General features: G+C 70.9%; 10 protein-coding genes. 4 read left to right on the top strand and 6 right to left on the bottom strand.

Going from position 1 to position 15,157, the window contains the following annotated elements; all coding sequences use genetic code 11:
• Positions 1-5: 5 nt before the first annotated feature.
• The 4 genes from ACVNF4_RS09665 to ACVNF4_RS09680 all read right to left on the bottom strand — a co-directional run bounded on the left by ACVNF4_RS09665 (position 6) and on the right by ACVNF4_RS09680 (position 5,514).
• A complete protein-coding gene (locus ACVNF4_RS09665; protein ID WP_461802292.1) occupies positions 6-935 on the bottom strand; it encodes a branched-chain amino acid ABC transporter permease in 930 nt (309 codons plus the stop codon).
• Between the two features lie 108 nt (positions 936-1,043).
• A complete protein-coding gene (locus ACVNF4_RS09670; RefSeq protein ID WP_461802293.1) occupies positions 1,044-2,279 on the bottom strand; it encodes a branched-chain amino acid ABC transporter substrate-binding protein in 1,236 nt (411 codons plus the stop codon).
• 456 nt (positions 2,280-2,735) lie between these two features.
• Positions 2,736-3,179 carry a PaaI family thioesterase gene (locus ACVNF4_RS09675; protein WP_461802294.1) on the bottom strand — a complete coding sequence of 148 codons (444 nt, stop codon included), beginning with the start codon at positions 3,177-3,179 and terminating at the stop codon, positions 2,736-2,738.
• A 55-nt stretch (positions 3,180-3,234) separates the two neighbouring features.
• Positions 3,235-5,514: an FdhF/YdeP family oxidoreductase gene (locus ACVNF4_RS09680; RefSeq protein WP_461802295.1), complete on the bottom strand. Its 2,280-nt coding sequence runs from the start codon at positions 5,512-5,514 to the stop codon at positions 3,235-3,237.
• A gap of 1,040 nt (positions 5,515-6,554) precedes the next feature.
• Here ACVNF4_RS09680 and polA point away from each other — a divergent pair.
• Positions 6,555-9,281: a DNA polymerase I gene (polA, locus tag ACVNF4_RS09685; protein ID WP_461802296.1), complete on the top strand. Its 2,727-nt coding sequence runs from the start codon at positions 6,555-6,557 to the stop codon at positions 9,279-9,281.
• A gap of 199 nt (positions 9,282-9,480) precedes the next feature.
• On the opposite strand, the gene ACVNF4_RS09690 is transcribed toward polA, so the two are convergent.
• Positions 9,481-10,344: a DUF4184 family protein gene (locus ACVNF4_RS09690; protein ID WP_461802297.1), complete on the bottom strand. Its 864-nt coding sequence runs from the start codon at positions 10,342-10,344 to the stop codon at positions 9,481-9,483.
• A 307-nt stretch (positions 10,345-10,651) separates the two neighbouring features.
• Between ACVNF4_RS09690 and ACVNF4_RS09695 the strand changes: the two genes are divergently transcribed.
• The 3 genes from ACVNF4_RS09695 to ACVNF4_RS09705 all read left to right on the top strand — a co-directional run bounded on the left by ACVNF4_RS09695 (position 10,652) and on the right by ACVNF4_RS09705 (position 13,683).
• Complete coding sequence (locus ACVNF4_RS09695) at positions 10,652-12,421, top strand: lytic transglycosylase domain-containing protein (RefSeq protein ID WP_461802298.1); 1,770 nt, start codon at positions 10,652-10,654, stop codon at positions 12,419-12,421.
• 127 nt (positions 12,422-12,548) lie between these two features.
• On the top strand, positions 12,549-12,683 hold the full coding sequence (locus ACVNF4_RS09700; RefSeq protein ID WP_461802299.1) for an SPW_0924 family protein: 135 nt from the start codon (positions 12,549-12,551) through the stop codon (positions 12,681-12,683).
• Positions 12,684-12,693: 10 nt separating this feature from the next.
• A complete protein-coding gene (locus ACVNF4_RS09705) occupies positions 12,694-13,683 on the top strand; it encodes a PorA family protein (RefSeq protein ID WP_461802300.1) in 990 nt (329 codons plus the stop codon).
• Between the two features lie 37 nt (positions 13,684-13,720).
• Here the strand turns inward: ACVNF4_RS09705 and ACVNF4_RS09710 are convergent.
• Positions 13,721-15,157, bottom strand: a 1,437-nt coding sequence (locus tag ACVNF4_RS09710; protein ID WP_461802301.1) for an ATP-dependent helicase C-terminal domain-containing protein, incomplete at its 5' end; no start/stop codon positions are given.

The raw sequence follows: 15,157 nt of genomic DNA on the forward strand, positions 1-15,157 counted from the left end.
TGGGTTCACGCCCTGTCCGCGACGCGCTCGCCGAGCAGGCCTTGTGGCCTGAACAGCAGTACGAGGATGAGGAGTACGAACGCCCAGACGTCGGCCCAGGACTGGCTGCCGAACTTGTCCATGCCGGGGATGTCGGCGACGTAGGCGGTGGTGAGGGTCTCGGCGACGCCGAGGACGATGCCGCCGATCATGGCGCCGTAGATGTTGCCGATGCCGCCGAGGACGGCCGCGGTGAAGGCTTTGAGGCCGAGGAGGAAGCCCATTTTGAAGTCGATCTGGCCGTATTTGAGGCCGTAGGCGACGGCTCCGACGGCGGCGAAGGCGGCGCCGAGGGCGAAGGCGAGGACGATGATGCGGTCGGTGTTGACGCCCATCAGTTTCGCGGTGTCGGGGTCCTGGGCGGTGGCCTGCATGCCTCGGCCGGTGCGGGTCTTCATCACGAAGTAGGCGAGGAAGGCCATGGAGAGGGGGGCGGCGCAGAGCAGGAAGATGTCACCGGTCTGGATGGTGACGTTGCCGAGCTCGAAGGGGCCGCCGGGGATCTCGGGGAAGGTGCGGGCCGACGTGGCGTCGGGGTACCAGGCCCAGACCGCCTGCTGGAGGGCCAGTGAGAGGCCGATGGCGGTGATGAGGGGGGCGAGGCGGGGGCCGCCGCGCAGGGGGCGGTAGGCGAACCGTTCCGCCGCGACGGCGATGGTGGTGGCGACGATGACCGCTCCGACGATCATCAGCGGCAGGGCGAGCCACATGGTCGTCCCGCTCGGGAGCCAGAGCCATACCGTGAGCGCGCCGAAGCCGCCGGTCATGAAGATCTCGCCATGGGCGAAGTTGATGAGCTGGACGATGCCGTACACCATCGTGTAGCCGATGGCGACGAGCCCGTACATGGCTCCTAGTAGCAAGCCGTTGACCAGCTGCTGCGGCAGTTCGTTCACCGCATGTCCTCCGAGACGGTCGTGTGTGACGGTGGCCGGATGCGCGAGCGCGCGGGGCGCTGGTGGAACAGCGCCCCGCGCGGCTCGTCGTTGGGGGTGTGGCTGGCGTCAGCCGGTGAAGGTGCCGGACGTGACGGTCTTCCAGGCGCCGCCTGTGACGGAGTAGACGGTGAGCTGCTTGTTGGTGGCGTCACCGAACTCGTCGAAGGAGACCTTGCCGGTCACGCCGTCGAAGGAGACGTTCTGCATGGCGGCGACGACCTTGGCGCGGGCGTCGTCGGGGAGCTTGCCGCCGTTGTCGTCGACGACCTTCTTGACGGCCTCGATGATCGCCCAGGCGCTGTCGTACGAGTAGCCGCCGTAGGCCGAGAAGCCGTCGGTGTAGCCGCCCGCCTTGTAGTCCTCGACGAACTTCTTCGCGGAGGGGAGCTGCTCGACGGGGGCGCCGACGGAGGTGGCGATGTCGCCGTTGCCGGTGGCGCCGGCCAGGGTGATGAACTTGTCGTCCTTGAGGCCGTCGCCGCCGACCAGCGGGATGTTGGCGCCGGCGGCCTTGATCTGCTTGGAGAGCGGGCCGGCCTGCGGGTACTCGCCGCCGTAGTAGACGACGTCGGCGCCGGAGTTCTTGACCTTGGTGGCGACGGACGCGTAGTCCTTGGTGTCGGGGTTGATGTGCTCGGTGCCGACGACCTGGCCGCCGAGCTTCTTGAACTCGGTGGTGAAGGTGCCCGCGAGGCCGGCGCCGTAGGTCTTCTTGTCGTCGATGACGAAGACCTTGGTCTTCTTCGCCGTCTTGAAGACGTACTGGGCGGCGTAGGGGCCCTGGATGGCGTCCGTGGTCGCGGTGCGGAAGTACGACTTGAACTGGCGGACCTTCTTGGTCGCCCAGTCCGGGCCCTGGGTGAGCGCGGGGCCGGTGTTGGCGGGGGAGACCTCGACGAGGTTCGCGGCCTCGAAGACCTTCTGCATGGAGACGGCGACGCTGGAGTTCAGCGGGCCGACGACGCCGAGGACGTTCTTGTCGGCGACGAACTTCGTGGCGTTCTGCTGGCCGGGGGCGGACTGGCCCTGGTCGTCGAGGGCTTCGATCTTGAAGGTGATGCCCTTGACGTAGTTCTGCTTGTTCGCGGTCTTGGCCGCGAGGTCGGCGGAGTTCTTGATGCCGAGGCCCATGGCGGACAGGTCACCGGTGAGCGGGGCGTCCACGCCGATGGTGACGGTGGTGCCGCCGCCGCTGCCCGCGCCGTCCTTCTTGTCACCGTCGTCGCGCGAGCCACAGGCGGTCAGAGTGAGAGAACCCGCCGCCAGCGCGGCGGTGATGGCGATGAACGAGCGTTGACGCACGATGCTGTCCTTTCCCTGGCACGGCCCTCCCCCCTGGAAGAGGCCGAGTCGAGCGTCGAACCGAAGAGGTATTCCGGTTGCGCCGTGACTGGCCGTGACTCTAAGCGGGGGTGGGATAGCTGGAGGAGACTCTGAGCAATGCTGTGACTCTCTTGTTATGACACGAGGTAATGCAGAGCGGTACTGGAAGGGCGGAACAGCTGAATTACAGCCGGTTCGCCCTGTCCGTATGGTGAGAACGTGCAGGACCGGGCGGGTGCTGTTCAGGAGTCTGAGGCGTTTTGCTGATGACTTTAATTTGTATTGCGCACTCATTACACTGGGTTACAACTGTGAAAGGGAATGGGACGTTCCCGATCGTCTTTCTGTATTCCGTCACCCGCATACCGATCGCGGAAAACAGCGCGGGCCCGCACCCGGAAGGGGTGCGGGCCCGCATCGGTATGCGGCGGCCGGCTATGCGTCACGCAGAAGACAGGTCAGCCGCGCGGTGCACACCCGCCGCCCCGCCTCGTCGGTGATGACGATCTCGTACGTCGCCGTCGAACGGCCCCGGTGCACCGGCGTCGCCACCCCGGTCACCAGACCCGAGCGCACCCCGCGGTGGTGCGTGCAGTTCAGGTCCACGCCGACGGCGAGCTTCGTGCTCCCGCCGTGCAGCATCGCGCCGACCGAGCCGAGCGTCTCGGCCAGCACCGCGGAGGCTCCGCCGTGCAGCAGGCCGTAGGGCTGGGTGTTGCCCTCCACCGGCATCGTCCCGACGACCTGGTCCGCCGACGCCTGGATGATCTCCACGCCCATCCGGGTGCCCAGATGCCCTGCCGAGAACAGGGTCTGAAGGTCGACGCCGAGCGCGGCGTACTCGTCGATGACCTCTTGCGGGAACGTCTGCTCGGTCATGGCACCCGGCTCCGTTTCGTCGTGGCGTCTTCGTCGTGGCGTCCTGAGCAAACGCTCAGTCGGTCGCCGATTGTTCCAGACGCACCACGACGGACTTGCTGGCCGGGGTGTTGCTGGTGTCCGCCGTCGCGTCCAGCGGCACCAGGACGTTCGTCTCCGGGTAGTACGCCGCCGCGCAGCCCCGCGCCGTCGGGTAGACGACGACCCGGAAGCCCGGCGCCCGCCGCTCCACGCCGTCCTTCCACTCACCGACGAGATCGACGTACGACCCGTCGGGGGTGCCCAGCCGCTCGGCGTCCTCCGGGTTGACCAGCACCACCCGGCGGCCGTTCCTGATGCCCCGGTAGCGGTCGTCCAGACCGTAGATCGTGGTGTTGTACTGGTCGTGGCTGCGCAGCGTCTGGAGCAGCAGCCGGCCCTCCGGCAGCTCGGGGAACTCGACCGGCGCGGCCGTGAAGTTGGCCTTGCCGGTCGCCGTCGGGAAGCGGCGCTCGTCACGCGGGGCGTGCGGCAGGGCGAAGCCGCCCGGGTGCGCCACGCGCGCGTTGAAGTCCTCGAAGCCCGGGATCACACGCGCGATGCGGTCGCGGACCGACGCGTAGTCCTTCTCGAACTCCTCCCAGGGGGTCGCGCTGTTCTCGCCGAGCACCCGGCGTGCCAGCCGGCACACGATCGCCGGCTCCGACAGGAGCTGCGGGCTCGCCGGCTTCAGCCGGCCCCGGGAGGCGTGCACCATGCCCATCGAGTCCTCGACGGTCACGAACTGCTCGCCGGAGCCCTGGAGATCGCGCTCCGTACGCCCCAGGGTCGGCAGGATCAGCGCCCGCGCGCCGGTCACCACGTGGGAGCGGTTCAGCTTCGTCGACACGTGGACCGTCAGGCGGGCCCTGCGCATCGCGGCTTCCGTGACGTCCGTGTCCGGGGAGGCCGAGACGAAGTTGCCGCCCATCGCGAAGAACACCTTCGCCTCGCCGTCGCGCAGGGCGCGGATCGCGCGGACGACGTCGTAGCCGTGCTCGCGCGGGGGAGCGAAGCCGAACTCCTTCTCCAGCGCGTCCAGGAAGGCGGGCGCCGGGCGCTCGAAGATGCCCATCGTGCGGTCGCCCTGCACGTTGCTGTGGCCGCGCACCGGGCACACGCCGGCCCCCGGGCGGCCGATGTCGCCGCGCAGCAGCAGGAAGTTGACGACCTCGCGGATCGTCGGCACCGAGTGCTTGTGCTGGGTGAGGCCCATCGCCCAGCAGACGATCGTCTTCCGGGAGGCGAGGACCATGCGCAGGGTCTCCTCGATCTCCGCGCGGGTGAGGCCTGTCGCGGTGAGGGTCTCGTCCCAGTCGGCGGCGCGGGCGGCCTCGGCGAACTCCTCGAAGCCGTGGGTGTGTTCCGCGATGAACGCGTCGTCCAGGGCGCCCGGGGTGTCGAGGATCAGCTTGTTCAGGAGACGGAACAGGGCCTGGTCGCCGCCGAGGCGGATCTGGAGGAACAGGTCCGTGAGGGGGGCGCCCGCTGTCATGCCCTTGGCGGTCTGGGGGTTCTTGAACTTCTCCAGCCCCGCCTCGGGCAGCGGATTGACGCTGATCACCTTCGCGCCGGACGCCTTCGCCTTCTCCAGGGCGGAGAGCATGCGCGGGTGGTTCGTCCCCGGGTTCTGGCCCGCGACGATGATCAGGTCCGCCTGGTAGAGGTCCTCCAGCAGGACGCTGCCCTTGCCGATGCCGATCGTCTCCGACAGGGCCGAACCCGACGACTCGTGGCACATGTTCGAGCAGTCCGGGAGGTTGTTCGTGCCCAGTTCGCGGGCGAACAGCTGGTACAGGAACGCCGCTTCGTTGCTGGTGCGGCCCGAGGTGTAGAACACCGCCTCGTCCGGGGAGGCGAGGCGGTCGAACTCCTCGCCCATGATGTCGAACGCGCGGGCCCAGGTGACGGGTTCGTAGTGCTCCCCGCCCTCCGGGAGGTACATCGGGTGCGTGAGCCGGCCCTGCTGGCCCAGCCAGTACCCACTGCGCGTCGAGAGATCCTCGACGGAGTGCTCCGCGAAGAACTCCGGGGTGACTCGACGAAGAGTCGCCTCCTCGGCAACAGCCTTCGCACCGTTCTCGCAGAACTCCGCCGCGTGCCGGTGATCCGGCTCCGGCCACGCACACCCCGGGCAGTCGAACCCTTCCTTCTGGTTCACCCTCAGCAGCGTCAGCGCCGTCCGCCTGACCCCCATCTGCTGCTGCGCGATCCTCAGCGAATGCCCCACCGCAGGCAGGCCTGCCGCCGCATGCTTCGGCCCACCGACCTGCGGCGCATCCTGAACCGGATCACTCTTCGGTGCCTTCCCGGCCATCCCAGATCTCCTTCGCAACCGCAAGCGGGGTACACGTCCGATCCTCCCACGGGGAACTGACATTCGGGACAGGGCGGGGTGGGGGGGGGAGGGGTGGGAGAAGGGGACAGGGGTTCGGCGTGGGGTGAGGGAAGGGAGGAACGGGGTTTCGGCACGGGGTGAGGGAAGGGGGCGTTGGGTTTGGTGCCGGGCGGGGGGAAGGCGCGTCGGGCGGGGGATGCTGCTCGGGCGTTCGGGCGGAGCCCCCGAGAGTGCGGCGCCGGGTGCTGGACAGGAACCGTCCGGTCACGCAGGCGCGTGGCGACGACAGGCGGCCACCACTACGCACGCGCTCCACCGGCCGATCCCCGCACCGATTCCACCTCCCCGCGCGCTGCCACGCGGGAGGGGGCCGGTGTCTTCGGGAGGGGGCTGGTGCTTGGGGAGAGGGCCGGTGACTTCGGGAGGAGACCGGAGCCTTCGAGAAGGGCCGGTGACTTCGCCCTCCCCACAGACCCGCCTCCCCGCGCGCCACCGCTCTACCAGCGAGCGGCTCCCGCCCGGTCGCCTGCGCACCGGAGGTCCGTCCCCGGGGCATGCCTACGGCTCGGTTCGCGGGGGCTGTCAGTGCTGCTGGTCGGCCATGCCGCCTGCTGTCTGCGGCTTCCGTTCTCCGGTCTCGGCCGTCCCGCCGTCGGTCTGGTCGCCTGGCAGCTTGCTCTGCCTCTGTGCCCGTTCTGGCTGTCCGGCGTGGAGGTTCGGTCGCTGGGGCATGCCTACGGCTCGGTTTGCGGGGGCTGTCCGTGTTGTCGGTCGCTCAGACCGGCGGCTTCCGCACGTGTTCCGGGGGCCCGCGTGAGGATGCCTGACCGGTCACGCCGTCCGCCGCTTGCGGCTCCCGCTCTCCGGGCCTGGCCGTCCCGCCGTCGGTCCGGTCGGGTGACAGGTTGCCCGTGCGCCCGTCCCGGCTGTCCGGCGTGGAGGTCCGTCCCCGCGGTACGTCTCCGGGTCGGCTCGTGGGGGCGGTCTGGGTTGTCAGTGGCGCGTGGCAGGATCGGGGTGTGGCAGAGACAGCATCGAAGAAGAGCGACAAGGCAACCGGCGAGGGCAGGCCCCGGCTGATGCTCATGGACGGGCATTCGCTGGCGTACCGCGCGTTCTTCGCGCTGCCGGTGGAGAATTTCACGACGGCGGTGGGGCAGCCGACGAACGCGATCTACGGCTTCGCCTCGATGCTGGCGAACACCCTGCGGGACGAGGCGCCGACCCACTTCGCGGTGGCGTTCGACGTCTCGCGCAAGACCTGGCGCTCCGAGGAGTTCACGGAGTACAAGGCGAACCGCTCGAAGACGCCGGACGAGTTCAAGGGCCAGGTCGAGCTGATCGGCGAGCTCCTCGACGCCATGCACGTCTCGCGGTTCGCGGTGGACGGTTTCGAGGCGGACGACATCATCGCCACCCTCGCGACCCAGGCGGAGTCCGCCGGGTTCGACGTCCTCATCGTCACCGGCGACCGCGACTCCTTCCAGCTCGTCACCGAGCACACGACGGTCCTGTACCCCACGAAGGGCGTCTCGGAGCTGACCCGGTTCACCCCGGAGAAGGTTTTCGAGAAGTACGGCTTGACGCCCGCCCAGTACCCCGACTTCGCGGCCCTGCGCGGCGACCCGTCGGACAACCTCCCCGGCATTCCCGGCGTCGGCGAGAAGACCGCCGCGAAGTGGATCAACCAGTTCGGCTCGTTCGCGGAACTGGTCGAGCGCGTCGAGGAGGTCAAGGGCAAGGCGGGCCAGAACCTCCGCGACCACCTGGACGCCGTCAAGCTGAACCGCCGCCTGACGGAGATGGTGCGGACGGTCGAGCTGGACAAGACCGTCGGTGACCTGGAGCGCGCCCCGTACGACCGCGCGGCCGTCGCGATGGTCCTGGACACCCTGGAGATCCGCAACCCCTCCCTGCGCGAGCGCCTCCTCGCCGTCGACCCGGGCGGCGAGGAGACCGACGCCGCCCCGATCGCCTCGGCCGGCGTCGAACTGGACGCGTCCGTGCTGGGCACGGGCGAACTGGCCCCCTGGCTCGCGGCTCACACGACCGGCACGCTCGGCGTGGCGACGGTCGACAGCTGGACGCTGGGCACCGGCCAGGTCGCCGAGGTCGCCCTCGCCGGCGCCGACGGCCCGGCCGCCTGGTTCGACCCCTCCCAGCTCGACGAGGCGGACGAGCGCGCGTGGGCGGCCTGGCTCGCCGACGCCGAGCGCCCCAAGGTCTTCCACAACGCCAAGGGCGCGATGCGGGTCTTCGCCGAGCACGGCTGGACCATCGCCGGCGTCTCCATGGACACCGCCCTCGCCGCGTACCTTGTCAAGCCCGGCCGCCGCTCCTTCGACCTCGACGCGCTCTCCCTGGAGTACCTCGGCCGCGAACTGGCGCCCGCCGCAGCCGCCGACGGCCAGCTCGCGTTCGGCGCGGACGACGGCGCGGAGGCCGAGGCCCTCATGGTGCAGGCCCGCGCGATCCTCGACCTCGGGGAGGCGTTCACCGAGCGCCTCCAGGAGGTCGGCGCGACGGACCTGCTGCGGGACATGGAGCTGCCGACGTCCGTGATCCTGGCCCGCATGGAGCGGTACGGCATCGCGGCCGACCGCGCCCATCTGGAGGCCATGGAGCAGATGTTCGCCGGCGCCGTCCAGCAGGCGGTGAAGGAGGCGCACGCGGCTGCCGGGCACGAGTTCAACGTGGGCTCGCCCAAGCAGCTCCAGGTCGTTCTCTTCGACGAGCTGAACCTGCCGAAGACGAAGAAGACGAAGACGGGCTACACGACCGACGCGGACGCGTTGGCGTGGCTCGCCACCCAGACGGACAACGAGCTGCCGGTCGTCATGCTCCGCCACCGCGAGCAGGCGAAGCTCCGGGTGACCGTCGAGGGCCTGATCAAGACGATCGCCGCGGACGGCCGTATCCACACGACGTTCAACCAGACCGTCGCCGCGACCGGCCGCCTCTCCTCCGTCGACCCCAACCTCCAGAACATCCCGGTGCGGACAGAAGAGGGGCGGGCGATCCGGCGCGGGTTCGTCGTCGGGGAGGGCTTCGAGTCCCTCATGACCGCGGACTACAGCCAGATCGAGCTGCGCGTCATGGCCCACCTCTCCGAGGACCAGGGCCTGATCGACGCGTTCACCTCCGGCGAGGACCTCCACAACACGGTCGCCGCCCAGGTGTTCGCCGTCGACAAGGACGCCGTCGACGCGGAGATGCGCCGCAAGATCAAGGCCATGTCGTACGGCCTCGCCTACGGCCTCTCCGCGTTCGGCCTCTCCCAGCAGCTGAACATCGACGCGGGTGAGGCGCGCGCGCTGATGGACACGTACTTCGAGCGGTTCGGCGGGGTCCGCGACTACCTGCACCGCGTGGTGGACGAAGCACGGGCGACCGGCTACACGGAGACCCTCTTCGGCCGCCGCCGTTACCTCCCCGACCTCAACAGCGACAACCGCCAACGCCGCGAGATGGCCGAGCGCATGGCCCTCAACGCCCCCATCCAGGGCACCGCCGCGGACATCGTCAAGATCGCGATGCTGAAGGTGGCGGCGGCGATGGAGGCTTCCTCCCTCACCTCCCGCCTCCTCCTCCAGGTCCACGACGAAATCGTCCTGGAGATCGCCCCCGGCGAGCGTGCGAAGGTCGAGGAGCTGGTCCGCCGCGAGATGGCCGACGCCGTCCACCTTCGCGCTCCGCTGGACGTCTCGGTCGGCTCCGGCCAGGACTGGGAGTCGGCGGCCCACTGACGACACCGACGGGTGCCCCTCGCAACGGGGGCACCCGTACCCACCTCGGACGGTCCCACCGCTGCCGCCCTTTTGGATCCCCCGCTCACTCCCTTCCGCCGCCACGGCGCTCCGCCACAACGGGCGCCCTTCGGCGGTGCCGAACCACCCTCAGCCTCTCTCGCTCCTGTCTCCTCCTCCGCCGCTTTCTCTCTCCCGCTCACCTTTCCCCGCCGCCACGCCGCCCCGCCACAACGGCGTCCTCCGATGGTGCCGAACCCTCCGAAACCACCGGCCGCCCCACCCGCACCGCGACACCGAACAGCACCACCCCCACCACCAACCCGGCCCCCGCCCCGAAGCACACCGTCGGGATGATCTCCCAGGGCTTGGCGTGCTCGCCCCGGTGCGCCCACCAGCGGGCCACCCGGAGCCCCGTCCCGATGGCGGCGCACCCGGTGAGGAACGCGGCAGCCGCCCACCGGTCCGGCCCCGACAGGACAGGCACCCCGCGCACCGCGCCACCCGGCGTCCGCAGGAGCGCGTACCTCACGAATCCCACGATGACGATCGCGGCGATCAGTGAACCCCCGTACTGGAGGTACCAGTACAGCGGTGACCCGGCGAGCTCCTCGCCGAGGACGGGGAAGAGCCGCATGCCCCAGCGGTCGAGGTGGGTGAAGGCGTCCCAGACGACGTGGGTGAGGGAGCCGAGGGCGGCGGAGAGGTACCAGCGGAGGGCGAGGACGGGCGTCACGCGCGCGTGCGGGACGCCGCAGCGGGTGAGGGAGGCGATCCGGGACCGGCGGGCGGGCGGCAGGAGGGCCACCAGCGGTTCCCGTACCAGCAGCCAGACCCCCACCAGCACCCACGCGAGCAGCACGTCGACCGTGAGGACCCCGGCGAAGGAGTGGGTGACGTCGCCGAACCCCATCGCCCCGGAGGCGACGCTCGCCGCGTAGTACGTGAGGTCGGGGGCGAAGGACCCGGCCACGAGAACGGCGGGAATCAGCCGACCCCGCCCGGTCCCGTCACCCCGCACCCCCGGCAGCACGGCGGCGGCGTGGCTCAGGGTGAACGGCACAAGGGCTCCTCAGGGCGGCGGACGATCAAGGGGACACCAGAAGGACGTCCAGGATGTGGGACCGGGTTCCCGCGCACCGGCATATGAGCAACTGGTGAAAACAGACTCCTACGGGTGCCGGTGCCAAGCGAGTTGACGTAGGGTCGCCCTACCCGCCGGTACGCCCGATGACCGCGGGCCGAGCGTTGGCAGTGGGACGGAATTCGCCTTGAGGGGCAACCTGCGGGACGGCTCGGCCGTCACACAGGGAGACACGCACAGGCAGAGCAGAGACGGGCGCTCGGACGCCCACGGGAGGGGCTTCTTCATGTCGGCGCAATTCGGCAGGAGGCTGCGCAAGAGCGCGGTCAACACCACCGTGGCCGCCGTCGCGGTCGCCGCCCTGGCCGCGTCCCAGGCCCACGAGGTCGCCGCGGGCACCTCGCAGGACAGGCCCTCCACCGCCACCCCCGCCGCCGCTGCGGACGAGGGCCCGACGGCCGCCGGCGCCACCGGCAACTCGCCGTACTACACGGCCCTCCCGCCTCTCAACAGCCCTGTCCCGGTGCCGACTTCGGGCCTCCCCCCGATACCCGGCGCCGGCACGGCCGGTACCGTCTCCGAGTCGGGCATCCCGGCGACCGTCCTGGACGCCTACAAGCGCGCCGCCTCCTCCCTCGCGGTGGACAAGCCCGGCTGCAACCTCCCCTGGGAACTCCTCGCCGCGATCGGCAAGGTCGAGTCGGGGCACGCGAACGGCGGCAACGTCGCGGCGGACGGCACGACGATCACCCCGATCCTCGGCCCGCCCCTCAACGGCGTCGGCTTCGCCCACATCAGCGACACCGACGGCGGCGCGTACGACGGCGACGCCACGTACGACCGCGCCGTCGGCCCCATGCAGTTCATCCCGTCGACCTGGGCCTGGGCGGGCCGCGACGGCAACGGCGACGGCAAGAAGGACCCGAACAACGTCTACGACGCCGCCCTCGCCGCCGCGCACTACCTGTGCCGCAACGGCTGGGACATGAGCACGACCAAGGGCCTGCGCAGCGCGATCCTCAGCTACAACAACTCGACGGCGTACTACAACACCGTCACGCAGTGGCTGGAGTACTACCGCCGGGGCACGCACGAGATCCCCAACGGCACGGGCACCCTCCCGGGCAACCGCAGCGACGACGGCGGCACGACGACGACCGTCCCGCCCCGGACGAACACGCCCCCGAAGACCCCGAAGCCGCCGGCGACCCCGCCGAAGACCCCCAAGCCGCCGACGAAGCCGCCCACCACTCCGCCGAAGCCGCCGGCCGAGACCCCGACGGAGTCGGTGCGCCGTCTGGAGAACGCCGGCACGGGCACGCTGACCGCGACGGCCGGCACCGCCTTCACGGAGAAGATCGCCGCCCGCGCGGAGACCGCCGACGGCAAGACGGTCGCCAAGGTCCGTGTCCGCTTCCTGATCGTCGGCGACACCGACGCCGCCTTCGCGGGCGGCGAGAAGCTCGCGACGGTCACGACGGACGCGAAGGGCGTCGCCACCGCCCCCGCGCTCCAGGCGGGCGAGAAGGCGGGCACGTTCACGGTCCGGGCGCTGGTCGTCGGCCGCGCGGTCGACCCGGTCGACTACAAGGCCACCGTCACGGCCCGCTCCGCCGACCTCCTCTCGAACCTCCTGGGCACCCTCCTGTCGACCGTGGCGGGCGGCGAGTTCGCCGACCAGGTGCAGGTGAAGGCGACGTACAAGGGCGCCGCCGCGGGCAAGGTCGCCACGACCGCCACCCTCGTCGCCGCCGCCGGGGACACCGCGCCGAACGCCAAGGGCCCGTACTTCAAGGACGCCACCGGCAAGCCCGTCCGCACCCTGACCGGCCTCGTGACGGACGCGAACGGCGTCCTGAAGCTGCCGAAGCTGTACGCGGACGACAACGCCGGGACGTTCCTGCTGAAGATCACGACGACGGGCGGCGCGGTCCTCACGGTCGACCTGACCGTCACGGCCCTCCCGACGAGCACCCCGGACCCGGAACCCAGCGGATCGCCCTCCGCGAGCCCCCTGCCGATCGGGTCGACCAAACCCTCACCCTCCGCCTCCTAGGCTCGCACAAACCCGTACAGCAGCCGCGGCGCCCCTCCTCAGGGAAGGGCGCCGCGGCTGTTCTCATCTCGGCCGCCCGTTGCTACGGTGCCGACACCTGACACACCGTCAGGTCCGGGAGGTCCGTATGCGCGCCCTGATCGCCGCCGCGACCGGTCTGGCCGTCGCCGTCGCCCTCGTCCTGACGATCAGCGCCATCGGCACGCCCACTGGCAAGACCTCGCCGAAACCCCTGCTGACGACCGTGCCCGCGCACCCGTGAGGAGGTCGCGATGCGCCGCAGAGCCGCCCTGATCCTGCTCGCCCTCGCCGTCTTCTTCGCCGCCCTCGCGCCCCTGCTGCGCTGGTACGCCTTCCCGCGCCTGGCGAAGATCCCGGCGGACACCTACCAGACCACCGTCCTGGAGGCGAAGAACGCGACCCTCCTCGACTACGCCACCATGACCGCACGCACGGTCCCCAAGGTGACGATCGTCCAGACCCTCAAGGGCGACGTCGAGGCGTCCGACCGCATCGGGAAGACGGCCGGCCGGGACGTCGTCGTCTGGGACGGCCTCTCCTACGTCGTCGGACCCGACGGCAAGATGGTCTCCAAGGTCCCCGAGCGGTACATCTTCGACGCGCACTCCCAGGAACCCGTCCACGCGCCCGGCGAGATGGTCGACGGTGACCCGGTCACCCGCAAGGGCATCGAGTTCAAGTGGCCCTTCCTCACGGAGAAACGGGACTACGAGTACTTCGACGCCCAGACCCGCACCTCCGCCCCCATCCACTACAAGGGCACCCGCACCTTCCGCGGCCTCACGGTCTACTACTTCGAGCAGACCGTCCCCTGGACGCGGGTCCCCATGCCGAAGACCATGCCGATCGCCGGGATCACCCCCGAGACGGTCGCCGCCACCGGCACCACCCGCTGGTACACCACCGTCCGCAAATTCTGGGTCGAACCGCTCACCGGAGCACCCGTCAACGGCGAAGAGGTCCACAAGGAGGAACTGCGCGGCGGCACACTCCTCGCGGGGCGCGGCAAGGTCACCGCGTTCGCCGGGGAGGTCAAGATGCGCGAGGACTACATCGAGCACACCGTCGACCTCGTCAAGAGCAACCGCACACTGATCCTCCTCATGACGTCCTACCTCCCGTGGGGGTTCCTCACCCTGGGCACCCTCCTGTTCGCCCTCGCGCTGTTCCTGGAGGCCAGGGGACGCCGGCCGATCGGCCCTCCGCGCGCGGAGGCGGTGCCCGAGCCGGTGGGGGTGTGAGGTGCCGGCCGGCTGAGCCGGTGGGATTCCGGGCCGGTCAGCCTCTGAGGCGGGCGTTCGTGTGCCGGGTCGGCTCGGCCGTCGCCGGGTCCTCGGGCCACGGGTGCTTCGGGTAGCGCCCGCGCAGCTCCGCCCGTACGCCCCGGTAGCCGTCCCGCCAGAACGACGCCAGATCCGCCGTCACGGCGGCCGGTCTCCCGGCGGGCGACAGCAGGTGCACCACCACCGGTACGCCCGCCACCCGGGGCGACTCCTGGAGCCCGAACATCTCCTGCAACTTGACGGCCAGCACGGGCCGTTCCGGATCGGAGTAGTCGACCTGGATCCGGGAACCGCTCGGCACGGTGATCCGCTCCGGCGCCAGCGCGTCCAGCTTCCCCGCCTCCCCGGAAGCCCACGGCAACAGCCGCCCCAGCGCGACACCGGCGTCGATCCGCGCGAGGTCCGCCCGCCGCCGGGCCCGCGACAGTTCCGGCTCCAACCACTCCTCCACGCGCGCGAGGAGCGCCGAATCGGTCACATCCGGCCACGGCTCACCCACGTGCACCCGCAGGAACGCCAGCCGCCGCCGCAGTCCCACCGCCCCCTCGGACCACCGCAACACCCCGAACCCGTCCTGCCGCAGCCCCTCGACCAGCGCCGCCCGGACGACCCCGGCGCCCGCGTCCCGCAACGGCCGCACCGCCACCTCCACCGCCCCCAGCCGTTCCACCCGCCGCGCGACGACATCCCCGTCCACCCACCGCACCTCCTCCCGTACCTCGGACAACGCCCCCGCCGCCCGCCGCGCGACCTCCTCGTCCACCACCACGGCCCCCTGCACGCGCGCGTGCCCCCTCCCGACGGGCCGGTCGGCCACAGCGACCGCCAACCAGGGCGACGACCGCAACACCGACCCCTCCCGCAACTCCGCGCGCGTGCCGTTGAGCATCAGATACGAGCCGCCGTCGAGCCTGGCCAGCCGCTCGGGAAAGGCGAGGGCGACGAGAAGACCGACGGCCCTGTCGTCACCGGCGAGGGCATCCGGGGCACCGGGAAGGGCGGCCCCCGGTGCGGTCGACGGCGACCGCTGGGAACCGCTCGCGAGGGAACCCCCGAAGCCCGGCCGGGCGGCGCCCGCACCCCCGGACGTCCCCGACGCGGCCGACGGGCCCCGTCCCGCCGAGTCCCCCGAAACCACGCCCCGCAGCCGCCGTACCTCTCCCCGCCACCGCCCGCTGTAGGCGTCGCCCCCGCGCCGGGCGGCGCGCAGTGCGGCGGTCAGGTCGTCGCCGTACTCGCGGGGGGTCTCCTCGCTCAGCAGGGCGACGATCTCGGCCGCCCGGCCGGCGCCGATCTCCGCCGCGCCGTCCAGGAGGGCGCTCGGTCTGGTCGGCGTTGTTGGTGAAGTGCTTGGTGGAGTCCTCACCGCCGTAGATCGCCTCGATGGCGCCGGATTCCGGGTTGACCGAGGCCCCGCCGAACTGGACGTGCG

The sequence above is a fragment of the Streptomyces sp. S6 genome (assembly GCF_054880855.1).